Origin of the sequence: Streptococcus gordonii, from assembly GCF_001553855.1 — a bacterium.
In the GTDB taxonomy this organism is placed as follows: Bacteria; Bacillota; Bacilli; order Lactobacillales; family Streptococcaceae; genus Streptococcus; species Streptococcus gordonii.
Window position 1 is genome coordinate 14374 of sequence record NZ_LQWV01000001.1, and the last position, 24619, is coordinate 38992.

Genomic DNA, 24619 nt, shown 5'->3' on the forward strand with positions numbered 1-24619 from the left:
AGGATTAACCCTACTCAAAGGAAGAGATATGAAAAAAATTATAGTACTTTTATTTACTTGTTTATTTTGCAGCTTCTGTACTCTTGTTTCTGCAGATGACTTTGATGTTGCCGCCAAAAATGCTATCGCTTTTGACGTAAATACTGGAAAAATTCTCTATGAAAAAGAGGCTACTAGCCCTGTACCAATAGGAAGTCTGACCAAACTGCTATCAGCCTATCTGGTCTATGATGCCATAAAAGCTGAGAAAATTACTATGGACAGCCAGGTTGAAATTTCCGAATATGCTCTAAATCTGACAACTAATTATGACATCAGCAACCTCCCTCTAGACAAAGGAAGCTACTCTGTCGAAGAATTATTAGAAGCCTCTCTTATCGCCAATGCTAACAGCGCTACTATCGCCCTAGCTGAAAAAATTGCTGGAAGCGAAAAAAAGTTTGTCGATCTTATGAAAGCCAAACTGAAAGAATGGGGAATTTCTGACGCGAAAATTGTCAATTCAACTGGTTTAAACAACTCTCATCTCGGAGATAATATCTATCCTAATTCCAAAAAAGATGAAGAAAATCAGCTAAGCGCCTATGATATGGCCCTTATATCTTATCATCTCATTAAAGATTATCCGCAAGTTTTAAATATTACCGAAAAAACTAGCTTCAACTTTGACGGATTAGAAGTCAATAGTTCGAATTATATGTTAAAAGACATGCCTTCTTATCGCAAGGGGGTGGATGGATTAAAGATCGGAATCTCCGACCAAGGCGGCCTCTCCTTCATCGCTTCTGCTAACGAAAGAGATATGAGACTCATTACAGTCGTTTTAAATGTCGAAAATGCTGAAGAAGATTTAAAAGCTATTTTCCTAGCCACTGCCAGCATCATGGACTATATCACTAACAACTTCGTAGTGACTACACTAGCCGAAAAAGGATCACCTTACGAAGACAGTCACATTTCAGTCATTAACGGAAGCGAAGATCAAATCAAAGTTGTTGCATCAAATGATTTGAATATTATCCAGAGAATCGGGAGTGACTCAGAACCAAAAGTCACTTTCAAAAAAAATAAACAGGAGTTCAAGGCTCCTCTTGCAGCTCATACACCAATCGGAACTTTAAGCTACAAAGACACTGATTTAATTGGAAAGGGCTACTTAAAAGAACAACCCAGCATTACGATGGAAACGGAAAAGGAAGTTGCGCAAGGCTTTTTCTTGAAAGTCTGGTGGAATAACTTTGTAGAATACGTTAATAAAAAATTATAGAAACATCAGGAAGGAAAACTTCCTGATGTTTTTTATGAATAGAGAAATCAACAGAATTGGCGTTTTTACCTTGTATTTTACTCTAAGCTACAACACATAATTTCACCAAATCTTAAAGGTAGCACAAAATAGTCACTTGAACTTCTTCGCCACTCAGGACACCTCCAGATAAAGTCAGAAGAAATGCGTGGACAACTTCTATTATCTTCATTTCTCTTTCCAACCCTTCTGTTTTTTTGAAGCACACACTTCATCCACACTAAAAAAGACTGAGATGTTTTTATCCCAGTCTGGCTTTTTCATATTCAAAAGATACTTTAACAAAAAACCTAAATAGTCTTCTAAACCTAAGTTTAGAAACAAGAGGAACAATCTTTGTTGTAAAAATAATTTACTTTTGTCTCACAGGTTTTATCCAACCGACCCTTCCATTTCATAGCTGATCAAGCGATTCAGCTCAACAGCATATTCCATAGGCAGTTCTTTGGTAAAAGGCTCAACAAAGCCCATAACAATCATTTCTGTTGCTTCGGATTCAGACAAGCCACGGCTCATGAGATAGTAGAGCTGCTCTTCTGAAATCTTAGAAACTTTAGCCTCATGCTCCAGAGCCACCTGAGAGTTATGAATTTCATTAAAGGGAATAGTATCTGACGCCGAAAGGTCATCCATGATAATCGTATCACACTCAATATGGCTGACTGATTTCTTGGAATTTTTAGCAAAGGTTACCTGACCGCGGTAATCCACTTTACCCCCACCCTTAGCAATTGACTTAGACACAATAGAGGAGCTAGTATGCGGAGCATTGTGAATCATCTTAGCACCTGTATCTTGGTGCTGATTGGTATTGGCAAAGGCAATGGAAAGCATTGTTCCACGCGCCCCAGGTCCATCCAGATAGACAGACGGATATTTCATAGTTGTTTTCGCACCGAGATTCCCGTCAATCCACTCAACTGTCGCATCTTTCAAAGCCTTCGCCCGCTTGGTCACGAGGTTGTAGACATTATCTGACCAGTTTTGGATAGTTGTGTACCTCATATAGGCACCATCAAGGGCAAAAATTTCAACAATAGCCGCATGGAGACTATTACTAGAGTATGTCGGAGCTGTACACCCTTCTACATAATGTACACTTGCTCCCTCGTCAACAATAATCAATGTCCGCTCAAACTGACCAGAATTCTCATTGTTAATTCGGAAGTAGGTTTGTAGCGGAATATCCACTTTGACACCTTTTGGAACATAGATGAAGGTACCACCAGACCAGACAGCAGAGTTGAGGGCCGCCAACTTATTATCTGTTGGAGGAACCAGCTTAGCAAAATACTGCTTGAAAAGCTCAGGGTATTCCTTAAGAGCTGAGTCGGTATCCGTAAAGACAATGCCTAGCTTTTGGAACTCTTCTTTCATATTGTGGTAGACCACTTCGGACTCATACTGGGCTGCCGCACCAGCCAGATATGCCCGCTCCGCTTCTGGGATCCCAATCTTCTCAAAGGTTTCCTTGATCTTCTCAGGCACTTCATCCCAACTTCTAGCCGGTTTATCAGACGCCTTTTGATAGTAAATCAAGTCATCAAAATTAATTTCTGACAAATCCGGACCCCAAGTCTGCATCGGCATCTTCTTGAAAGTCTCGTAAGATTTGAGGCGAAACTCCAGCATCCATTCTGGTTCATCCTTGGCTGCAGAAAGCTCGCGAATGACCGCTTCATTCAGCCCTTTTCCTGTCGAGAGGACAGGTTCAACATCGTCATGGAAACCAAACTTGTATTCACCGAGATCAATCGGTTTTGGTTCTACTCTTTCTTCTGACATAATTTCCTTTCACATTCTTACTTTTTATCTTCTTCAATTGCTCGCTTGAGGGCATTCCAACCCAAGGTCGCACACTTAATCCGCTGCGGGAATTTGGCAACGCCAGCTAAAAAGGCTCCATCACCCAATTCTTTCTGGCGACTGTCTTCCTGGCCCTGAACCATTTGCGAGAAGACTTCTGCTAATTCCAGCGCCTGCTCTTTTGTCTTGCCCAGAACCGCATCCGTCATCATGCTGGCCGAAGCCGTTGAAATAGTACAGCCAGAATTCACAAAGGCAATATCCTCAATCTCATCTTTATCATTAAACTTCACAGACAAACTGATGACATCGCCACAGGTCGGGTTATTGAGGACTATTTGCTCCACATCTTCCAACTTACCATGATGATGAGGGTGAGCCGAGTGGTCGGTCACAACCGCCTTGTAAAGACTGTCTAACTTAGAAAGCGCCATTGAAAAACTCCTTTGTCTTTTCTAAAGCATCTACCAGCTTGTCACAATCCGCATAGGTATTGTAGATATAAAAGCTGGCTCGCACAGTCGCTGGTACCTGCAGATAAGTGAGCAAAGGCTGGGCACAATGGTGACCTGCCCGAACAGCCACTCCCTCATAGTCTAGAGCCGTCGCGACATCATGCGGATGAAGACCATCCAGGTTAAAGGCAATCACGCCTGAGCGCTGAGCTAAATCCTGAGAGCCATAAATGGTCAAACCTTCTACCGCCTGCAGCTTAGGAAATACGTAGGCAATCAGGTCCTGCTCATGCTGAGCAATGGCATCCATACCCAAGCCTTCCAAATAATCAATAGCCGCTGCAAGACCGATTGCTCCTGCTATATTTGGCGTTCCAGCCTCAAACTTCCAAGGCAACTCCTTCCATGTCGCTTCCTGCTCATAAACGAAATCAATCATTTCGCCACCGAATTCGACCGGTGACATCTGCTCTAGCAGTTCTTCCTTACCATAGAGAACCCCGATACCAGTTGGGCCTGCCATCTTATGTCCCGAAAAGGCGAAGAAGTCCACATCCAAATCCTGCACATCAACCTTCATGTGCGGAATGGATTGAGCTCCATCCACCACCAAAAGCGCTCCTTGCTGATGAACCAGCTGGGCAATCTCCTTGATGGGATTGATGACACCGAGGACATTAGAAGCCTGAGCCAGCGAGACAAACTTGGTCCGCTCATTGAGCTTGGCACGGAAATCTTCCATATCCAGAGCACCATCCTTGAGATAGACATAGACCAGCTTGGCTCCAGTCTTCCTACAAGCTTCCTGCCAGGGAATGACATTAGAATGGTGCTCCATGATAGAAATCATCACTTCATCACCAGACTGTAGCCTTTCAGCTGCAAAGCGAGCTACCCAATTGAGACTCGTCGTGGTTCCTCGTGTAAAGAGGACTTCTCTGCTAGAAGCGGCATTGATAAAAGCACGAACTCTTTCTCTGGCTGTTTCATAGGACGCTGTTGCCCGCTCGGCTAGCGTATGCACACCACGGTGGACGTTGGCATTGTCACTAAGATAGTAGTTTTCGATAGCTGCTAGCACCCGCGTGGGTTTCTGAGTTGTCGCAGCATTGTCTAAATAAACCAAAGGCTCATCATTGACAATTTGGTCCAAAATGGGAAAATCTTGCTTGATTGCTTCTGCATTAAATCCAGACATAAAGACTCCTATCTACTACACGGGCCAAGGCCCAGCTTTTTATCTTTTCGCGAGAATAATATCAATATTTTCAATCATTTCATCACGGACTTCTTTAACAGGGATTTCTACAATCACTGAGCCTAAGAAACCACGTACAACCAAGCGCTCTGCCGTCGCCTTATCAAGACCCCGACTCATGAGATAGTACATATCTTCTGGATCCACCTGGCCGATAGAAGCAGCGTGACCAGCTGTCACATCATTCTCATCAATCAAGAGAATTGGATTAGCATCTGATCGTGCTTGGTCAGACAGCATGAGAACCCGGCTTTCCTGCTGGGCGTCTGCTCCCTTAGCGCCTTTGATAATATGGCCGATACCATTGAAGGTCAGAGTCCCTTTTTCCAGGATAACCCCGTGCTGCAGGATATTTCCGATAGAGTTGCAGCCATAGTTAGTTACGCGGGTATCAATCCCTTGAACCTGCTTACCACTTGAGAGAGCCACCACCTTCATATCCGCATGACTACCCTTGCCATAGAGGTCACTATCAAAGTCCGCTACGACATTGCCTTCGTTCATAACACCGATAGCCCAGTCAATCATAGCGTCGTTGTCCAGCTTACCACGGCGGCTGATATAGGCTGTGACGTTTTGGCCCAAGCGGTCAATCGCTGAAAACTTAATCTGAGCTCCAGCCTGAGCAATGACTTCTACTGTGATATTAGCTGTCGCTGGAACAGCTCCTTCACCATAAGTTTCCAAGCGTTCCAAGTAGTTAACCTTAGAATGCTTGCCTGCGATAATCAAAATATGCTTGTTAAAAGGAACATCGCTTTCGCTGTCCTGATAAAAAATTCCTTCAATCGGCTGGTCAATCTCAACATTGTCAGGTACATAAAGAACTGCGCCGCTGTTGAAATAAGCCGTATGGTAAGCAGCCAATTTATCCTCGTCATACTTAACCGCAGACATAAAATGCTTCTCTACCAGCTCTGGAATCTCTTCTAAGGCCGTGTGAAAATCTGTAAAAACAACCCCTTGCTCTGCCAAGTCAGCTGGCAATTGCTCAAGGACTGTTTGAGTCCCCATTTGGATAAACTTGAGATTGTCCCCAAGAGACGTAAAATCTGGCACACTGTTCAAAGGCTCGCTGTCAGAAATCCGTCCGTCTCCCAGATTCCAGCGATGAAATTTAACCCGCTCAATGACAGGCAAATCTAGTTGGTCAATCTTGTCAAAAGCCTTCTGACGGAGACTAGCCAACCATTCTGGCTCTGCGTGCAACTGTGAAAATTCTTGAATTAATTCTTTAGTCATGTCATTCTCCTATCTTTTATCAAAGTCAAAAGAGTGTTTGACTAAACTTCTTCCTTGTAGTTGAAGCCCAATTCTTCAGCCAACTTAGCATAACCTTCTTTTTCCAAGCGTACTGCCAATTCAGGACCGCCAGAAAGAACAACCTTACCTTCCATCATAACATGAACTTTATCTGGAGTGATGTAGTTAAGCAGACGTTGGTAGTGGGTAATAATCATAGCACCAAATCCTTCACCGCGCATGGCATTAACCCCTTTAGACACAACCTTAAGAGCATCAATATCAAGCCCTGAGTCAATCTCATCTAAAAGCGCAAAAGTAGGCTCAAGCATAAGTAACTGGAGGATTTCATTGCGTTTCTTTTCACCACCGGAGAAACCTTCATTAAGGTAGCGCTCAGCCATTTCTTCTTTCATGTTGAGCAATTCCATCTTTTCGTCTAGCTTCATGATAAAATCACGGACAGAGATCTTATCCTCATCTTCTTTGCCAGCATTCATGGCTGCTCGCAAAAATTCGGCATTGGTAATACCAGGAATTTCACTAGGATACTGCATCGCAAGGAAGAGTCCCATACGAGCACGCTCGTCTACTTCCAATTCTAAAATGTTAACTCCGTCAAAGAGGATTTCTCCTTGGGTAACTTCGTAATTGGGATTCCCCATAATAGCAGCAGAAAGAGTGGATTTACCTGTACCATTTGGTCCCATGATAGCAGCCACTTCTCCTGTTTTCAAGGTAAGGTTAACCCCCTTGAGAATTTCTTTTCCTTCAATCTCAACATGAAGATCTTTGATTTCTAATACAGACATTGCGTCCATTCCTTTCTTTATCGTATTCCACTCATTAGTATAGCAAAAAAAAGCCCAAAAGGCTTTTATTTTGATTAGAATTGTTCTTATTTATGTTCTTTATTTTTCCAATGTCGACGCACTTCTTCCCTATAAGAAGAGTTTCCAATATACCGCATAATCTTTAAAAGCGGTGTACGGTTTGGTCCTAAAATTTCAATCAGTTCTGCCAACAGCTCTACTCCAAAAAGCAAACCAATAACTAGAAGTACACCACCAACTCTACTGGAAATATTTAGTAATAGAGAGATTGTAGCAAAAATCAACGAAATCCCATAAATCACCAAAACCGTTCCTCTATGAGTCAAGCCTAAAGAAAGCAAACGGTGATGCAAGTGATTGCGGTCAGGCTGATAGAATTTTTGACCAGATAAAGTCCGGCGGACAATCGCCAAGAAAGTATCCGCAATCGGCACACCTAAAATAATCATAGGCGTCACCACAGCAACAGCCGTTGCATTTTTCAAACCTTGCAAAGACAGAACCGAAATCATAAACCCAATAAAAAGGGCTCCAGTATCTCCACCATATATAATTGCTGGATGGTAATTATAAGGGAAGAAGCCTGCAATCGAAGCTACTAAGACAAAAATTGTCAGGGTTAAGAATAAATTATGGTCAGGTAGAAAGAAATAAGATACAACTCCCATTGTTAGCAAGGAGATTATTGATACACCGCTAACCAAACCATCTAACCCATCCATAAGATTCACTGCATTTGTAATAGATACGATCCAAATCAAGGTTAAAATAAAGGATAACCAAGGAGGGAAAAAGAGATGAGGACCACCGAAAGGAATTTTAAAGTCATTTAAGCGAAAATCTGTCAAAAGCCAAATCAAAGAAGCAGCAACAACAATTCCAAGCAACTTAGGCAAAGGAGATAACTCTTTTACATCGTCAATCAGACCTGTTAAGGCTACCACTCCACCTCCTAGGACAACTGGCCAAATATAATCGAAATAAGTTTCTCCACGAAAAGTAACCTGCACAATGGTTGGCATCATGATTAAACTTGTGATAGAAAAAGCTATAACGACCGCTAGGCCACCTGCACTAGGCATAGGCTTTTTATTAATTCGTCGGGCATTAGGATAGTCAACTGCATCAATTTTAAAGGCCAAAATGCGAACCAGAGGCGTTAACAAGATACCAATAAAAAAGGTGCACAGCAAGACCATAATAAATTTCAAAGGAAATGTAACCATCAGCAGTTTACCTTTTGAAGATGTTGCACAGCATCTGTTACAATCAACAAGTGACCGTGCTCTTGAAGAAGGGCTCTCGTCGTATCTGTATCCTCAGCATGTTCACGCATTGCTGCCAGAAGCCAAGCTGGATAACGACTCGGACGACCTTCAATATCTACTAAAATAGTCAAATAGTAATGCTGATCCATCTTGTATAACTCTGATGTATCCACCGGATAGTCAACTGTTTTGGTGAATGCAATCAGATTTTTCAAGTCAGAAAAACGCAAGATATAATAAATATAGCGATCTTGTTCTTGCCCTTCCTCTGGTTCAGATGTATCTTCCTCTTCTGCTTTTTCCAGCATTTGAACAGCATCTATATCATCACGGCTTTTTTCAAAGATGTTTTTTTCAAGCGTCTTTAGAAATTCATCCGGAGTCATTTGAGAAAGTTCGTCCATACCAGGCAAGTCAGCCAAATCTTCAAAATTTAAATTTTTGTCTACTTTAGATTTTGTGACAAAAACGTCTAATTTGTCTGGTTTTGGAGTCACCCGAAAACTCAGCATTCCACTATCTAAAAAGCTTTCTGGCATTTCTAGTTCGTCCAAAATGGTATAGAAAAATTCCTCCGTCTTTTCTTGAGGAACCAGAAAATCAGCCATTTCCATACCATGCTCTTCTAGATCTTCTAATTTGATGGTGATCTTGATTGTTGATTCACTAATTTGCTTCACTTCCATTGTTCTACCTCGTACATACTAGTCCTTCCATTATACTAAATTCCCCTTTGTTTTTCAAAGGTTAAAGTCAGTCTTCTTCTTGATTTCAAAAGAAAAGAGCTGGCATCCCAACTCTTTCAGTTTATTTTGCAAACAAAGCCTTAAAAACCCAATAAATAAGCAATAAAGCGCCCAGGCCAATCCGATATTTACCGAACACGGTAAAATCATGTTTTTTCACATAATCAGTCAAGAATCGAATGACATACATACTCACTCCAAAGGCCACAATCATAGCCACCAGCAAGAGAGTCAATTGACCCAAATCAAGACTATTTCCTTTTAGGATAAACTTCAGAACCTTAATACCACTAGCCCCAAACATAACTGGGATTCCTAAGAAAAAGGTAAATTCTGTCACAACAGAACGACTAGTTCCATTTAAAAGACCACCAACAATAGTTGCTCCTGACCGACTGGTCCCTGGAAAGAGCGACAAAACTTGGAAGAAACCTATGTAGAGAGCTGTTTTGTAAGGAAGCTTCTCTATATTTGTCACAGTTGGCTCTACTTCCTGATTACGTCGTTCTATAAGAATGAAGGCAATCCCATAAATAATCAACATAATTGCTACAGAAACAAAATTATGGAAATTCTTTTCAAACCAGTTATCAAGTGGAATTCCTATTATAACTGCTGGCAAGGAAGCCACTACTACTTTAGCCCAGAGTTGCCATGTTTTCTGAACTTGGCGGGGTGTTTTATCCGGTTTAAAAGGATTGAGCTTATCAAAATAAATGAAGACAACAGCTAAGATAGCCCCCAGCTGGATAACCACGTTGAACATTTCCATAAAAGCAGCATTTTGCTTTTGGTAATGAATAAACTCTTGAACCAGAATCAGGTGTCCAGTACTAGAAATGGGCAACCATTCTGTAATCCCTTCGATAATTCCAAAAATAACGGACTTTATAATCTCAATGAAGAACATCTTTTCTCCTAAATTTACTTTTATACTTTAAAAATTATAAAAAACATCGATAAAAAATTCAATTAAAAACTGTGTCACTGGGGAATTTCTAGAAGGAGCCTCCGCCCCCTCCGCCTCCTCCACCAGAGAAGCCACCACCATCAAAACCGCCTGAATCACTTCCACTTGATATGGAGAAAGTACTTGCTGAACTAGCAGTTTGAACATAGGAGTTTAGCAGGTTAACACCACCCGCAAAATGAAGACTTTGATCCGTCAAAACAAATCTTTCTAGCTCTTTATTTTCTAGATGAATATCTTGGACTTTCATCACCTTGCTGACTCGTTTTGCATAACCAAAAAGAGTAGCGTAGACCAACAGACGATTCCAAAGAATCACACCCTCAACTTCTGTTTTATCAAATTTAGCAATATCGCGAAGCATATTGGCAAAACTCCGCCACTCCACCACTTCATCAATGTAATCTTCATTCAGGAGATTATCGCTACGTTTGGTCACAAGGGCATTCAAAGGAATTCCTATAATCAAGACCAGCAAAAATCCCAAAGAATATTGCCAAAAGAACTCCCTAAATAGGAAACCAAATCCAATTAAAGAAAACATTAGTAGCAGAAAAACAAAGAGATAGAGCAAGCAACCACGATTCCTCATTTTTTCTTCTTCCTTGTTTAGACTACGAAAATGCGGATGTAAGCCCAGTCTTTGTTCCTCTTCTTTTATATTATTTGATAATTTGCGTAAATCTTTGATAAAACGATATCTCTTATCGCTCCCTTCCTTACGAACCTCTGCCTCGTCGTCCTTATCCTTAACTCCTTTGAGAATTTTTTTGTCAATCTGATAGGCAGAAAACATCGTATCTGGTTCAACGGAGCTCTTATCACCGAATACCATCTCCACAAAAGTCAACTCAAAACCTGCCATCCCTTCATAATGCACAATCTCTAAGCGATGAGATTGGCCCTCTGTCACATATTTGAGATTCCCTCTATCTACCAGATCAAGTAAGGTCGCCTGAATTAAGTTAGAAAATAATAGGCGCCCCTTTTTGCCTTGTACAGGCCCTACCTTTTCGATATCTACATCATAGATATTTAGAGCTACTAGCATGGGTGGAAGATCTTGTGGAACTTCATAAAGTCGAGCCTGATCCGAAAAGCTTGTTTTTTGACGAGTCTTCTTAAAATACCGAATCAAATAGTATATAGAAATCACAAAAATAACTAAGAAAACCACCGGAAGTATCTTGTAAACTAGATTCTGATAAAATACCGTTTTTCGGACAATGTCCTGCTCCTGTTTTTCAAAACCATCCCGTCGATTTGTAGTACCAGCGTCATTGGTTAATGATTGACTAAAAAGCGACCGATCCCAGATACCATGAAGTTCAAAATGGTGTCTAGCTCCTAAAGAATCCAAAGTTACTTCAAAACCATTTTCAATTTTCTTTACTTCTGGATCTTTTTTGAAAAAACCAGTATGAGCAACCAAGCGAGCACTAGAATCCAGCTGAGAGGTGACCACAAATGAGACATGATCCATCCCAACCTCCCAGTCAGAAATTGGAATCCAATTTAACTCAGCTACATCCGGATACAGAAAAAGAAGGTTTTTTAATTGCCAAGTAATTTTGATTTTAACTCGATCCCCACTATTTCCAGAATTATATATCTTGAGTTTTTTCCCGTCTTCAATCGGTACATCCTCAATACTTTCGGGTTCCTTGGTTTTGCCATTCGTCTCAATTTCTACCAAAGGGTTAGATTCTATTTGAAAATTCGAGGGCACCTTTCCCGCCCGCCCTAGGGTAATGTATTGACCATTGTAGGGATCATCATAGACATAGGTCACCTCTTCGATAAAAGTTGCTGTATTGTCTTGATGGATTTCCAATCTCCCATTGTATTGTTCAATTCGACTGTCAATTTCAGCTGCCTTACCCCTAAAAGGTATCAGTAAAGTCACCAAAAATAAGATGGATATAATGAATAGTAATCTTTTTTTCACGTGTTTTCTCCATTCTATTCCTTCAAAATCATCACTAGCACTTCCCTCGGATGCATCTTTATATACTGCCAATTCCACTTATCCTCATGCACATTCAGGAATTATTATCGAAAAGAAGCTAGGAGGTCAGCTATCCTACTATTCAATTAGCATCAATTCCTCGGCTTCATTTTCATCTCATTATATCATTTTTTTCTTATAGAGACTTTCTAAGATTGAAAAGAAGGACATTTTCTTGTACAATAGAAAGAACTTACTTTTTAACATGATAGATAGGAGAACCCATGAAAAAGATATTTTTTAGCATCTTATCTTTGATTCTGCTGACTTTTGGCGCCAGCCAGATTGTTCAGGCGGATGAATACCTTCGAATTGGAATGGAGGCTGCCTATGCCCCCTTTAACTGGACCCAAGACGATGATTCAAACGGCGCTGTCAAAATAGATGGCACCAACCAATATGCCAATGGCTACGATGTTCAAGTGGCAAAAAAAATCGCAAAAGAACTTGGGAAAAAGCCCCTCATTGTTAAAACATCTTGGAATGGATTAATTCCCGCTTTGACCTCCGGAAAGATCGATATGATTATTGCAGGTATGAGCCCAACTGAAGAGAGAAAGAAAGAAATTGCCTTCTCTAACAGTTACTATACCAGCGAACCAGTTGTTCTTGTCCAAAAAAATGGAGCGTATGCCCAAGCCAAAACACTGGATGATTTTAAGGGAGCTAAAATCACCTCCCAACAAGGAGTTTACCTCTACAATCTGATTTCGCAACTCAAGGGAGCTAAACAAGAAACTGCAATGGGGGATTTTGCTCAAATGCGCCAAGCCCTCGAATCTGGAGTGATAGATGGCTACATCTCTGAACGTCCAGAAGCTTTGACAGCAGAAGCAGCCAATTCATCCTTTAAGATGATTCAATTCAAAAAAGGCTTCGAGGTTGGAAAAGAAGATGCTTCCATCGCAATTGGGATGCAAAAAGATGATCAACGAATGGCAAAAGTCAATGAAGCGATCTCTAAAATTAGCTCTCAAGACCAAGTGAAGTTAATGGATGAGATGATCAAGAAACAGCCTGTAGAAAAAACACCTGCCAAAGAAAAACAAAACTTTTTAAAAGAAGTCACAAAGATTTGGCAAGAAAATTGGCCTCAATTTCTTAGAGGCGCGGGCTTAACTTTACTCATCTCTATCACAGGAACCATCACAGGTTTATTGATTGGACTTCTCATTGGAGTTTTCCGTACTGCTCCAACATCAAAAAATAAAGCTCTTGCTATTTTACAAAAACTATTTGGCTGGTTCCTAAATGTCTACATTGAAATCTTCCGCGGTACACCGATGATTGTTCAATCCATGGTCATCTACTACGGTTCTGCCCAAGCATTTGGTATTTCAATCGACAGAACAATTGCTGCTATTTTTATCGTTTCCATTAACACCGGTGCGTATATGAGTGAGATCGTACGTGGAGGAATTTTCGCTGTTGATAAAGGACAATTTGAAGCTGCTACTGCTCTTGGCATGACCCACGGACAAACCATGAGAAAAATCGTGTTACCACAAGTCATTCGCAACATTCTACCAGCTACAGGGAATGAATTTGTCATCAATATTAAAGATACTTCCGTACTGAATGTTATTTCTGTAGTAGAGCTCTACTTCTCTGGAAATACCATAGCGACTCAAACCTACAAGTATTTCCAAACCTTCACCATCATCGCCGTTATCTACTTTGTTCTGACATTTACAGTAACCCGAATCCTTCGTTATGTTGAGCATCGTTTTGATACTGATAGCTACACCACCGGAGCCAATCAAATGCAGACGGGAGAATTGAAACCATGACAGAAACAATTTTAGAAATCAAACACTTGAAAAAGTCCTACGGTGAAAATCAAGTCCTAAAAGATATTTCACTCACCGTTCGCAAGGGAGAAGTTATTTCCATTATCGGAAGCTCTGGAAGTGGGAAATCAACCTTCCTTCGCTCTATTAATTTACTTGAAATACCTAGCGCTGGAGAAATCATTTACAAAGGTCAAAATGTCCTTGAACCAAATTATGATTTAACGCACTATCGTGAAAAACTAGGAATGGTTTTCCAATCTTTCAATCTATTTGAAAATCTAAATGTCTTAGAAAATACAATCGTTGCCCAAACAACTGTCCTCAAACGCGAACGATCTGAAGCAGAGAAGATTGCTAAAGAAAATCTCGAAAAAGTAGGCATGGGCGAACAATACTGGAAAGCCAAGCCTAAACAATTGTCAGGTGGTCAAAAGCAGCGTGTCGCTATCGCTCGCGCCCTATCCATGAATCCAGATGCTATTCTCTTTGATGAGCCGACCTCTGCCTTGGACCCTGAAATGGTTGGCGAAGTCTTAAAGATCATGAAAGAATTGGCTCAAGAAGGCCTAACCATGATCGTCGTTACCCATGAAATGGAATTTGCTCGAGATGTCTCGCATCGAGTCATCTTTATGGACAAGGGAGTCATTGCTGAAGAAGCTAAACCTGAAATTATCTTCACTCAGCCAAAGGAAGAACGTACCAGAGAATTCCTTCAACGCTATCTTAAATAATCTAAAAAAATACCTAATAAGTTCTAACTTAACGACCAACTAAAAAACACAGAATGGTAGATATTCATTCTGTGTTTTTATTCATTTTTAAATCAAACTATTTAACTTTCAAATAACTTGCATTTTGAATGTCTAGTTTAAAGACAAAGCCATTCATTTTTAGACTTATTAGATAATTTCTCCAAACTTTTATCTACAAACAAACACATGCCCCTAAAAACAACTGTAAAAAAATGTTTGTTATTGTGTAAATAAACAAAGGAGTAGGCTATGCCTACTCCTTATTTATCTTCATACTTATCGTGGTTTTTATCATAAAAGTCAATCAAACTAAGAGCTGTTTCAAATGAGATATTTTTAACTTGAGCACGACCTTGAGCTAGAGCAATAATAGACATTTCGCGGGCTGTTGTCTCTTTACTGATACGGTAACCTGTTAATTTTTTTTCACGAACCCAACCTACGACTGCTTCTACTTTTTCAAAACTTGTTTTTGCCATTTCGTTCTCCTATCTAATTATTATCGATATTTAATTCTAAAGCTTTTTAGTTGATTTGTCAATAAGAACAAGATAGTAAACGGAAATTAAATATTTCAGAATATTCTGATAACTTCTATTTAGCTTTTAAAGCAGATAAAATTTGAGTCCGAATACTCTCAACTCCATCAGGATTTGCTGGCAGGAAGATTGTATTATTTCCCTGTTTATCTGCAAAATTATTCAGTGTATCAAGGTATTGGTTGGTCAACAAAATAGACATAATCTGTTCTTCCGTTAACTCTACATTGGCACCCTTCAACTCTTTAATAGAATCTGCTAAACCATCAACAATAGCCTTCCGTTGCTCGGCTATACCAACCCCGTGCAGACGATCTTTTTCAGCCTCAGCCTCAGCAGCAGTAACGATTTTGATCTTGTCCGCTTCAGCCAATTCTTGAGCAGCGACACGCTTTCTTTGAGCAGCATTGATTTCATTCATAGACTGCTTAACTTCTGCATCTGGTTCAACTTTTGTAATCAATGTTTTAACGATGATGTATCCATAAGTAGACATTTCTTCAGCCACTTGTTTTTGAACTTCAAGTGCGATTTCATCTTTCTTTTCAAAGAGCTCATCGAGGGTCAATTTAGGAACAGAAGAACGCAAGGCATCTTCAATATATGACTTAATTTGTGACTCAGGACGCATCAGCTTGTAATAGGCATCTGTAACGTTATTTTCATTTACTCGATACTGTGTCGCAACATTCATCGTAACAAATACATTATCTTGCGTTTTTGTTTCAACGACGATATCACTTTGTAACAAACGTAATTGAACACGCGCTGCAATTTTATCAATTCCAAAAGGAATACGGAAGTTCATACCACTTGAACTTGTCTTTTGGTAGCGACCAAACCGTTCAATAATGGCAACGGATTGTTGTCTAACAACATAAATGGAACTTATTAGCAATAAAATAGCTAAAAAGATGACAACCAATAGAATAACAATTCCCATAATGTGTTTCTCCTTTTTTGATTCAAAGGGTTTTAAACTGTCTTGAAACGGCTTAAACTCTACCTTTTAAATCATGTTTTTATAGAATGTATTATAGCATAAGGCAAAAATGAGAGCAAAGAAAAATCAACAAAAAAGAAAAATATTTTCAAAGTGATTTGGAAACTCTCTTCCTTTTTATAACTAAAGGAAATGGGCATTTTTTCTTCAACAAAAAATCCTGTCAGCTATTCTCTGAACTTACAGGATTAGAGGATTCAACCTATTTACTTTTAGATATATGCCTATGACAAGGTTCAATATCAAAAGGCTATTCATCTGACACCTTCTTTTTTAACCGAGATCTTATAACCAACCTTTCTCTTGCCCGATTCGGACTGCTTCTGTTCGATTTTCAGCATCTAGCTTGGTCAAAATAGCCGACATATAGTTACGAACCGTTCCATTTGACAGGTAGAGTTTTTCAGCAATTTCTTTATTGGACAGGCCAGTCGCCGCAGCTTGCAGGACTAGCCTCTCCTGCTGAGAGAGAGGATTCCTACTGGTCATTAGCACCTCCATCAATTCCGGCGAATATTCCTTTTGCCCATCTAGAACGGTATGGATGGTCTTCATCAAATCCGCAATGCTGCGCTCTTTGAGCACATAGGCATCTACATCCGCCTTAACAGCTCGCTCAAAGTAGCCCGGTCGCTTGAAGGTTGTGACGATGATGACCTTGATGTTGGGTCGATTAGCCTTGACCCATTCGAGAACATCTAGTCCAGTTTTGTTGGGCATTTCCACATCCAAAACTGCTACATCAAGATTTTCTGACTTGAGACAATCGATAGCTTTCTGCCCATCCTCTGCCTGATAGACTTCTTCAACATCTGGCTGCAACTGCAAGAGCTGAGCTAGAGCATCTCTCAGCATACTTTGATCTTCTGCTAACAAAAGTTTCATGCTTCCTTCCCTCCGTATGGTAATTCTATTCGAACTTGTGTCGGGTTCTTACTGCTAAGAATCTCGACCCTTCCTGACATAGTAACTAATCGCTCTCGAATGCTATGCAACTCCTGACCAGTTAGTTTTTGAAAACCACAACCATCATCTCGAATGTCCAAAACAAGTTTGTCGTCTTTCTTCACTAAAGAAAACCAGCTCTTTTTAGCTTGGGCATGCTTAATGATATTGGTCGCCGCCTCCAGTAAGATCATACTAATCGTTGACTGCTGACTCGGTGGGATACTGGCAACATTGAGTTGATTATCTATTTCTACCTGAATACCGCTCATCTCAAGCATAGCTCGAATGGTCACTAGTTCTTCATCCAGAGTTCGCTCCTTTAGATTATTTATAATCCGTCGAACATCAGCCATAGACTTCTTACTAATCTCTTGCACTTCCTGCAGTTCTTTTGCTGCCTTATCGTAAGCTTCCATCTGCAAAAACTGCTGAGCTAGCTCCGCCTTAACACTGAGCATAGCAAAGGTATGTCCTAGACTATCATGTAAGTCACGACCAATCCGATTGCGCTCATTTTCTGCCATAAAAAGATTCAGCTGGGCATTTTGCTTGACCTTTTCTTCCTTGATTCGCTCTGTAGTTTGAATTCGATAGAGACCAAAAGTCAAACCATCCGAAAAGAGAAAGGTTACAATAAAGAAGAGTAGCTCTGCTGGGCCAAAATTCCCCATCAAATAATTAGTTATCACAATAGCAGGCTGCAAGGCGACAAAGGTCAAAAAACGCCAGGATTTAAAGGAAATATCATCTAATTCATAAATGAGCAGATTGGATAGATAAAAAATGTACCAAGTAAACCCTCCATTTAACCAGACAGAACCATAATAGATGTAAGCCACCAAGAACCACCAAGAAAGAAACTGGATAAGGCGATGGTTACTTAACAAGACTGCATAATAAGCCGTAACAAAAATAGCTGTCCACATCAAGAGGAAAAGCGGGTATTCCCCGCTAATCGCTCCCGCCACTGGAAAGATGATAAAAACCAGCGCAATATGAAACATATAGTGGACTCGTTTAAGTTTTTCCCACATGGTTTTATTTTACCTCAATTCGCTTTTTGAGTTGTAGCACAAGAATGCTAACCAAAACCGTATAAATCAGAACAATCAAAGCTGCCTTGCCATTAAACTGATGGTGTTCTAGATAAGAAGACACGACCTGCATCAGTTGATAACTTGGTGTCAACTTACCAATTGGCTGGAGCCATTTTGGAAACATAGTCAGAGGGAACCATAGACCTCCTAGAACAGCCAGTGCCATATAGACGATATTGCCCACTACAGACATGAGCTGAGCACTTGGCAAGAGACTGACCAATACCCCCATGGCAATAAAGACCACACTTCCTACCAGAAGGATCAAGGCAATAAGAAGCCAGTCCACCATTGGCAGATTAACCCCGCGAACAAAATGCCCAATCGAGAAGACTACGATGATAGAAAGCATAAAAGTCAACAGCGTACTACAGAGCTTTGATATATAATATTTTACCATAGAAATTGGCGAGTGCTGAATCATTTTTTGCCAGTTATTATTTTTATCAGACTGCAAAGTGCTTGGAATGCTAAAGAAGGCACTAGACATGATACTAAAAAGAGTCATAGAGAAGAGGTAACCTCGAAGCACAGGTTCAGGCGTATCACTTCCAGACATCATTCCTGAGAAAATCAGGTAAAAGACGCTGGGCAGACCAATAGACAAGAGATAATAAGCAGCCTGCCGTTTCATCAAAATCAACTCAATCTTCATAAGACTTGCCATATTTTTCATGATTACTCTCCTATTCTTGTGTCGTTTCAAAAATACTATCCAAGAGGGTACGGTTACGTACTTCAATCTCTTCGATTGTACAGCCGTTTTCCTGAAGAACCTGCCAGACCTGTCCAGCATCCCTAGTAGCAAAAGATAAAGCCTTTTGCTTGATTTCTAAATCAGTCACATTATCCAGCTTTTCCAGCACAGACTGATAAGTCAGTGGCAAGGTAAAGTGTTTTTCCTGCTCCTCACTGCGCATAGCATAAGGCGTTGTATCCCGAATCAACTCACCCTTGTGCAACACCAAGATCCTGTCTGCTGTATGCTCAACTTCTTCGATATAGTGAGAGGAGTAGACGATGGTCACTCCCTGCTTCTTGAGCTGATCAATAATTTCCCAGAAATGCTGACGAGTGGAGGTGTCCATAGCTGAAGTCGGTTCGTCCAAGAACAGAATCTTAGGACGGCCAATCAGACTCAGAACAAAAGAGAAGAGACGTTTTTGTCCACCAGATAGCTTGCTGGCCAACTGATTCTTTTGCTTGTCTGTAAATTGCAACAAATCATCAATTTCTTGATTGGATAAACTATTTGGATAAATTGCTTGGAAGAAAGTCAAAAGTTCCTTGACCTTCAAATCCTCCACCACTGTATTTTCTTGTGGTAAAATCGCTACCGACTGCTTGAGATGATTATCAGTTGGTTTGAGTCCCTGAATCCTTGCTTCACCCGCTGTCAGAAACTTATCGCCCAGCAAACAATCCATGAGAGTCGTTTTCCCTGCTCCGTTGGGACCAATCAAGGCCACACAGTCACCTTGGGAGATTTCAAACGAAATATCCTTTAAAATCTCCTTACCGTGAATGCTTTTTGAAAGCTTCTTTACTTCAATCAGTTCCATTTTGCTCCTCCTTTGATTCGATAAAGCGTCTGTGCATCTTTCCTTTATTTTTCCAAAGCCGGAATAAGAATAAAGACCAAATGCTTTTTGAATTTTTACAGCAACCTTTTATCATGTTGTTAACTATATTATAAGGCAAAGAAATTTTTCCTACTAGTTGATTTTGTCACTAGCTGATATGACAAATGTCATGACATAAAAAAAGACCGGAAATTTTCCGATCTCTACTTATTAAATAAATAATAGATTATTCTACACTAAAGAGGTATGGATAAACCGGTTGATTTCCTTGATGGATTTCAACTTCTACATCTTCATATTTTTCCATCAGATCTTGAGCCAGGTTATTGGCCAAGTCTTCATCCCCTTCTTCACCAATGTAGATTGTAACAATTTCACTGTCCTCATCTAGCATCTTTTCAAAGGTTTGAGTCAAGGTCGCAAACATATCTGGATTAGATACAACAATTTTTCCATCAACCATTCCTAGATTGTCATTTTCATGAATCTCAAGTCCATCAATCGTTGTGTCACGGACAGCAGTCGTCACGCTACCACTAACAACATCTGACAGAGAAGCTGTCATGCGATCATGGTTTTCTTCAATTGATTTACTTTCGTCAAAGGCAAGTAAGCTTGTCAAACCTTGTGGAATTGTACGTGTTTCGATGACAGCTGCTGGTTGTTCCAAGACTTCTGCAGCTGACTGGGCAGCCATGAAAATATTCTTATTATTTGGCAAGATAATGATATTGCGAGCATTGACCTGCTCAACGGCCTTGATGAAATCTTCTGTTGACGGATTCATCGTTTGACCACCAGAGATAATGTAGTCAACACCTTGCGCCTTAAAGATTTCTGCTAGTCCATCACCCGCTACGACGGCAATGATGGCATATTCTTTTTCTTGAGCTGGTTTTGCTGCATTTTCTTCTTTTTCAACTTGCGCTTCATGCTGGTTCCGCATATTATCCACTTTCACCTTGACTAGGCTACCATACTTAAGTCCTTCTTGCATAACAAGGCCTGGATCTTCTGTATGGACATGGACTTTTACAATTTCATCATCATTAACGACCAACAAAGAATCCCCAAGCTCGTTTAGGTAGTTGCGGAATTCATCATAGTCAAAGTCTTTTACATAAGTTGGACCTTGCTTCAAAGCAACCATAATTTCTGTACAATAGCCAAACTTAATATCTTCTGTCGCAACATGACCTGCAACAGACTTATGGTGTTCAGCATTGATCATTTCACTCATAGTAGCAGGGGTTGCTTGGAAGTCCTCAGAGGCAATGTACTCACCTGTCAAAGCAGATAAGAAACCTTCATAAATGAAGACCAAGCCTTGACCACCTGAATCAACGACACCAACTTCTTTTAAAACTGGTAACATATCTGGTGTTTTAGCCAAAGCAGTTTTAGCACCTTCAAGCGCTGCCTTCATAACCTCAACAGCATCATCTGATTCTTCTGCTTTTTTCTTGGCTCCGATTGCTGCACCACGAGAAACTGTCAAAATAGTTCCTTCAACTGGCTTCATGACAGCCTTATATGCAACTTCTACACCTGACTGAAAAGCATGCGCCAAATCATGTCCGTCTAATTCCTCTTTTTCTTTCACACTTTGTGAAAAACCACGGAAGAGCTGAGAAGTAATAACCCCAGAGTTACCACGAGCACCCATCAAGAGGCCTTTGGCAAAAATACTAGCTACTTCACCCACTGTAGAAGCTGACTTGCTAGAAACTTCCTTTGCACCATTTTCAATAGTCATTCCCATATTGGTCCCTGTGTCACCGTCTGGAACAGGAAAGACATTTAAAGAATTCACATATTCGGCTTGTTTATTCAGACGAGTTGATGCTGCCTGCACCATTTCTTGAAATAAACTAGTTGTAATATTTGTCACGATTATTCTCCTACGACCTTGATATTTTGAATATAGACATTTACTGTTTGTGCTGTGATGCCTAGTTGATTTTCTAAGCTAAATTTCACGCGCTCTTGAATGTTTTTTGAAACTTCACTAATCTTTGTTCCGTAACTAAGTACTGCAAAAACATCAACTGCAATGCTTCCTTCTTCTGTGGTTCTCACAACAACACCTTTTGCGTAATTCTCTTTACCTAAAAGAGCTTGGAAGTTGTCTTTAATTGCATTCTTGCTAGCCATACCTACTACGCCAAAAATCTCAGTCGCTGCTCCGCCAACAATTGTTGCAATGACGTCATCAGTCAGCTCGATTTGGCCATCTTTTGTATTGATTTTTACAGTCATGACATGTACCTCGATAGTTTTTATAGTTTATTTTACCATATTTTAGACAGGCTGTAAAAGAGAAGGGCGGGAATAACTTAGAAAATCAACAATTAGCATAGCAAAATACATCCAAACCTTTCTCATTTACAATCCCAAAGAAAAAGAGCCTGATAGGCTCCTTTACCTTATTAATTAAACGCGTTCAACTTTACCTGATTTAAGGGCACGAGCTGAAGCCCAAACTTTTTTAGGTTTACCGTCGATCAAAACAGTAACTTTTTGAAGATTTGGTTTAACAGCGCGTTTTGTTTGGTTCATCGCGTGAGAGCGGTTGTTTCCTGATACAGTCTTACGACCAGTAAAGTAACATACTTTAGCCATTATCGTGTTTCCTCCTATTAGATCTAATATTACGGATGTGCTAGCACCACATACCTTCCTATATTACCAAAAAACTTGACGTTTGACAAGTACATTCTCCAAACTTTCGAAATTAATCCGTTTTCTTAAATATATATAATCTTTAATGAGCCGAAAGCAACGTCACCTCTGACATACAAAGTCTTTTCTTTCTCGTTGACATTGCGAGGATTAGTAACAGAACCAAAGGCATTATCTACTTCAATTTCTACTCGCCATTTACTAGGAACATACAGGGTCACGTTACCAAAAGATAAGTCTACCTCGAAGGTTGCAGACTCTCCCAAAATAGTCGCATTATCGAAGTATACGGAAGCACTGCCAAAAGAACAATCTATTTTTTCATATGTGAAATTCTCTGAATGAATATAGCGTGTCCCAGTTCCAAATGCTATTTCACCTTCTTTTGTAGACAAGGCTTTTTCCTTCCAAAAACGACTAGATGGCCAAATCGTCTTAGGTTTTAGAATCAAGCTTAAACCAATACAAGCTAAAACACTAGCAGCAAACAAGGTCCCACTAGAAATTTGCAAGAAGTGGTAGTGACTATTTGCGATAACTAAAGCAATGTACCCAAATATAAAACCAGCAGCCATATTTCGCTTCACAAAATTCTCAATTGAAAAATAAGCAAAGCCGGCAATCACTGCAAGAGTCCAAATATTAATATTCAAATAAGGAAATCCAAACTGCCCCTGGAATAAAACCAATGCTGCTAGTCCAAGGAAGAGAATTCCAATCAGTGTTTTTTTCATGAAAATTACCTCGTTTCGTTTAACTTTTCTTTTAAAATTTGATAATAGTGTCGGGAAACGTGCACTTGTTTATGTGTGTCATAAAATTGGATAGTACTGGTTCCCGAAAATGATTTATCCAAAGCGTAAATAGCCTTGGCATTGGCAATAGTAGACTTTGAAATGCGACAGAAATATGCCGGAAGTCTCTCTTCTAATTCGTATAGCTTCAATTTGACTTCATAAGCATCATCCCTACTATGAGCATAAATTTTAGTGCCATCTGTTTCAAAAAATAAAATATTCTTCAAATCGACAAAATATTCACTTGTATCCTTATAGAAAGCTATCGGTTGACGGTTGGCTTGTTCAAGAGCTGCTTGAATCCGAGCCACCTCTTCACCATATTGAGCCGTTCGGATAACGACTTCAGTTTCTGCCATATCTGTATCAAGCTCAATCCTAATCTTCATAGCCACTCCTTTCCTTGCTTCTGACTTCATTATAACAATTTTCAAAAAAGAAACAAGGCATTTTCAGTAAGTGGTTATTTTCAGGTGGTAAGTGGTCATAAACATTCGATATAACCTTAGATCATTTCTCACACAATATTTAGATAAGAAAAAAGCCCTCTTAGAAGGCTTCCTTACTTTTCATCTGCCGATTGCAGGGATCGAACCTGTGACCTACGCGTTACGAGTGCGTTGCTCTACCAACTGAGCTAAATCGGCGATCACCCTTTCAGTATAGCACTCTGAGAATAGATGTCAAGAAATTTTCGTCACGATTAAAAAAGCCTGTCCTGAGACAAGGCTTTGAAATTCTTCTTACGAACCTGCACTCTCATACGCATCCAATCCCCTATCCCAGAGTTTGAGCGAAATGAAAAAGAAAACAAGGGAAATCAGAATCAAACCACCGATATTAAAGAGTCCATTCTTGTTCTGCAAGAAATAGCTGGCAGGATAGTAGGCCGTAAAGGCGAAAGGCACGATAAAACTAATCGACCAACGAAGGAGCGAATTGTAAATGGAAATCGGGTACTTGGCAAAATCATTGAACATATAAAAAATGTAAATCATAGCACCTGACTGCTTGGTCCAAAAAGCGATACTGGCTGTCGCGATTTTCAAAGAAGTATAAATCAGGGTCGCAAAAGGAATGCAGACTAGGAAAAGCAAGAACTTGGGAATAGTCCAAGTAATGCTAGAGAACGTTGTCGCTAGTAAAATTCCACCGACCAAGAGCTCACCCAAGGCATCAATCTGAAAAGTCTCGACTAGGATGTGAAAGAGAGGATTGATAGGACGAGTCAGATACTTGTCAAACTCTCCCTTTCTCACCAATCGTTGCCCCAGTGCCCAGAGATTGTCAAAAAAGAGATGGTCCAGTCCCTTTGGAATCAAGGAAAAACCATAGATAAAGGCAATCTCTTGAAAGGTCCAGCCTTCTAGCGAGGGGATGTGTTGAAAGATGACATTGAGAAATAAGAGATTCAAGCCTTGGGTCAGAAAGACTCCTAGAACACCAACTACAAAATCGACCTTGTATTCCATGATTTGCTTGATGTATTGTCTGATAAAAATCAGATGCATGCGTTGATATTTTTTCATA

General features: G+C 40.2%; 24 protein-coding genes and 1 tRNA gene. 3 read left to right on the forward strand and 22 right to left on the reverse strand.

Features of this window, described 5'->3' with window-relative positions; translation table 11 throughout:
- Nucleotides 1–28 precede the first annotated feature (28 nt).
- Nucleotides 29–1267, forward strand: coding sequence for a D-alanyl-D-alanine carboxypeptidase PBP3 (gene pbp3 / locus AWH02_RS00050; protein WP_060553917.1), 1239 nt, complete (start codon nucleotides 29–31; stop codon nucleotides 1265–1267).
- Nucleotides 1268–1678: 411 nt separating this feature from the next.
- Here pbp3 and sufB read toward each other — a convergent pair whose 3' ends face one another.
- From sufB to AWH02_RS00095, 9 genes are all read right to left on the reverse strand, one after another.
- Nucleotides 1679–3091 carry a Fe-S cluster assembly protein SufB gene (gene sufB / locus AWH02_RS00055; protein ID WP_060553916.1) on the reverse strand — a complete coding sequence of 471 codons (1413 nt, stop codon included), beginning with the start codon at nucleotides 3089–3091 and terminating at the stop codon, nucleotides 1679–1681.
- A 17-nt stretch (nucleotides 3092–3108) separates the two neighbouring features.
- Nucleotides 3109–3546 carry a Fe-S cluster assembly sulfur transfer protein SufU gene (gene sufU / locus AWH02_RS00060; protein WP_060553915.1) on the reverse strand — a complete coding sequence of 146 codons (438 nt, stop codon included), beginning with the start codon at nucleotides 3544–3546 and terminating at the stop codon, nucleotides 3109–3111.
- Entirely contained in the window at nucleotides 3533–4765 is a 1233-nt protein-coding gene (locus AWH02_RS00065; RefSeq protein WP_060553914.1) for a cysteine desulfurase, read from the reverse strand. The genes sufU and AWH02_RS00065 overlap by 14 nt, the downstream gene beginning before the upstream one ends.
- A 39-nt stretch (nucleotides 4766–4804) precedes the next feature.
- A complete protein-coding gene (gene sufD / locus AWH02_RS00070) occupies nucleotides 4805–6067 on the reverse strand; it encodes a Fe-S cluster assembly protein SufD (RefSeq protein ID WP_060553913.1) in 1263 nt (420 codons plus the stop codon).
- Between the two features lie 41 nt (nucleotides 6068–6108).
- Complete coding sequence (gene sufC / locus AWH02_RS00075; RefSeq protein ID WP_046164600.1) at nucleotides 6109–6879, reverse strand: Fe-S cluster assembly ATPase SufC; 771 nt, start codon at nucleotides 6877–6879, stop codon at nucleotides 6109–6111.
- A gap of 86 nt (nucleotides 6880–6965) precedes the next feature.
- Nucleotides 6966–8132, reverse strand: a complete 1167-nt coding sequence (locus AWH02_RS00080; RefSeq protein ID WP_060553912.1) for a glycosyltransferase family 4 protein — start codon at nucleotides 8130–8132, stop codon at nucleotides 6966–6968.
- A complete protein-coding gene (gene mecA / locus AWH02_RS00085; RefSeq protein WP_060553911.1) occupies nucleotides 8126–8854 on the reverse strand; it encodes an adaptor protein MecA in 729 nt (242 codons plus the stop codon). The genes AWH02_RS00080 and mecA overlap by 7 nt, the downstream gene beginning before the upstream one ends.
- A gap of 121 nt (nucleotides 8855–8975) precedes the next feature.
- On the reverse strand, nucleotides 8976–9824 hold the full coding sequence (locus AWH02_RS00090) for an undecaprenyl-diphosphate phosphatase (RefSeq protein WP_060553910.1): 849 nt from the start codon (nucleotides 9822–9824) through the stop codon (nucleotides 8976–8978).
- An 88-nt stretch (nucleotides 9825–9912) separates the two neighbouring features.
- Nucleotides 9913–11904: a DUF2207 domain-containing protein gene (locus AWH02_RS00095; RefSeq protein WP_223358713.1), complete on the reverse strand. Its 1992-nt coding sequence runs from the start codon at nucleotides 11902–11904 to the stop codon at nucleotides 9913–9915.
- A 212-nt stretch (nucleotides 11905–12116) separates the two neighbouring features.
- Here AWH02_RS00095 and AWH02_RS00100 point away from each other — a divergent pair, with 212 nt between their 5' ends.
- The gene (locus tag AWH02_RS00100; RefSeq protein ID WP_060553909.1) at nucleotides 12117–13682 is read left to right on the forward strand and encodes an ABC transporter substrate-binding protein/permease; all 1566 of its coding nucleotides are present in this window, start codon (nucleotides 12117–12119) and stop codon (nucleotides 13680–13682) included.
- Complete coding sequence (locus AWH02_RS00105; protein ID WP_060553908.1) at nucleotides 13679–14419, forward strand: amino acid ABC transporter ATP-binding protein; 741 nt, start codon at nucleotides 13679–13681, stop codon at nucleotides 14417–14419. The genes AWH02_RS00100 and AWH02_RS00105 overlap by 4 nt, the downstream gene beginning before the upstream one ends.
- A 281-nt stretch (nucleotides 14420–14700) precedes the next feature.
- Here the strand turns inward: AWH02_RS00105 and AWH02_RS00110 are convergent, their stop codons facing one another.
- From AWH02_RS00110 to AWH02_RS00170, 13 genes are all read right to left on the reverse strand, one after another.
- Complete coding sequence (locus AWH02_RS00110; protein WP_008809641.1) at nucleotides 14701–14919, reverse strand: capsule biosynthesis transcriptional regulator; 219 nt, start codon at nucleotides 14917–14919, stop codon at nucleotides 14701–14703.
- A gap of 115 nt (nucleotides 14920–15034) precedes the next feature.
- Nucleotides 15035–15922 carry an SPFH domain-containing protein gene (locus AWH02_RS00115; protein ID WP_008809642.1) on the reverse strand — a complete coding sequence of 296 codons (888 nt, stop codon included), beginning with the start codon at nucleotides 15920–15922 and terminating at the stop codon, nucleotides 15035–15037.
- A 345-nt stretch (nucleotides 15923–16267) separates the two neighbouring features.
- Nucleotides 16268–16867 (reverse strand): response regulator transcription factor, encoded by a 600-nt coding sequence (locus tag AWH02_RS00120; RefSeq protein WP_060553907.1) that lies wholly within the window; start codon nucleotides 16865–16867, stop codon nucleotides 16268–16270.
- Nucleotides 16864–17964 carry a sensor histidine kinase gene (locus tag AWH02_RS00125; protein ID WP_060553906.1) on the reverse strand — a complete coding sequence of 367 codons (1101 nt, stop codon included), beginning with the start codon at nucleotides 17962–17964 and terminating at the stop codon, nucleotides 16864–16866. Before AWH02_RS00125 ends, AWH02_RS00120 begins: the two co-directional genes overlap by 4 nt.
- Before the next feature lie 4 nt (nucleotides 17965–17968).
- Nucleotides 17969–18703, reverse strand: a complete 735-nt coding sequence (locus AWH02_RS00130) for an ABC transporter permease (protein ID WP_008809645.1) — start codon at nucleotides 18701–18703, stop codon at nucleotides 17969–17971.
- A gap of 10 nt (nucleotides 18704–18713) precedes the next feature.
- Nucleotides 18714–19589: an ABC transporter ATP-binding protein gene (locus AWH02_RS00135; RefSeq protein ID WP_060553905.1), complete on the reverse strand. Its 876-nt coding sequence runs from the start codon at nucleotides 19587–19589 to the stop codon at nucleotides 18714–18716.
- A 247-nt stretch (nucleotides 19590–19836) separates the two neighbouring features.
- Nucleotides 19837–21501: a DAK2 domain-containing protein gene (locus AWH02_RS00140; RefSeq protein WP_012130777.1), complete on the reverse strand. Its 1665-nt coding sequence runs from the start codon at nucleotides 21499–21501 to the stop codon at nucleotides 19837–19839.
- Nucleotides 21502–21503: 2 nt separating this feature from the next.
- On the reverse strand, nucleotides 21504–21869 hold the full coding sequence (locus tag AWH02_RS00145) for an Asp23/Gls24 family envelope stress response protein (protein ID WP_012130778.1): 366 nt from the start codon (nucleotides 21867–21869) through the stop codon (nucleotides 21504–21506).
- Between the two features lie 174 nt (nucleotides 21870–22043).
- The gene (gene rpmB / locus AWH02_RS00150) at nucleotides 22044–22232 is read right to left on the reverse strand and encodes a 50S ribosomal protein L28 (protein ID WP_001140948.1); all 189 of its coding nucleotides are present in this window, start codon (nucleotides 22230–22232) and stop codon (nucleotides 22044–22046) included.
- Nucleotides 22233–22357: 125 nt separating this feature from the next.
- On the reverse strand, nucleotides 22358–23026 hold the full coding sequence (locus tag AWH02_RS00155; protein ID WP_012130779.1) for a hypothetical protein: 669 nt from the start codon (nucleotides 23024–23026) through the stop codon (nucleotides 22358–22360).
- 5 nt (nucleotides 23027–23031) lie between these two features.
- Nucleotides 23032–23478 carry a LytTR family DNA-binding domain-containing protein gene (locus AWH02_RS00160; RefSeq protein WP_045504207.1) on the reverse strand — a complete coding sequence of 149 codons (447 nt, stop codon included), beginning with the start codon at nucleotides 23476–23478 and terminating at the stop codon, nucleotides 23032–23034.
- A 185-nt stretch (nucleotides 23479–23663) separates the two neighbouring features.
- Nucleotides 23664–23736, reverse strand: a tRNA-Thr gene (locus AWH02_RS00165).
- Nucleotides 23737–23832: 96 nt separating this feature from the next.
- Nucleotides 23833–24618, reverse strand: a complete 786-nt coding sequence (locus AWH02_RS00170; RefSeq protein WP_060553904.1) for an ABC transporter permease — start codon at nucleotides 24616–24618, stop codon at nucleotides 23833–23835.
- Between the last annotated feature and the right edge of the window lies 1 nt (nucleotide 24619).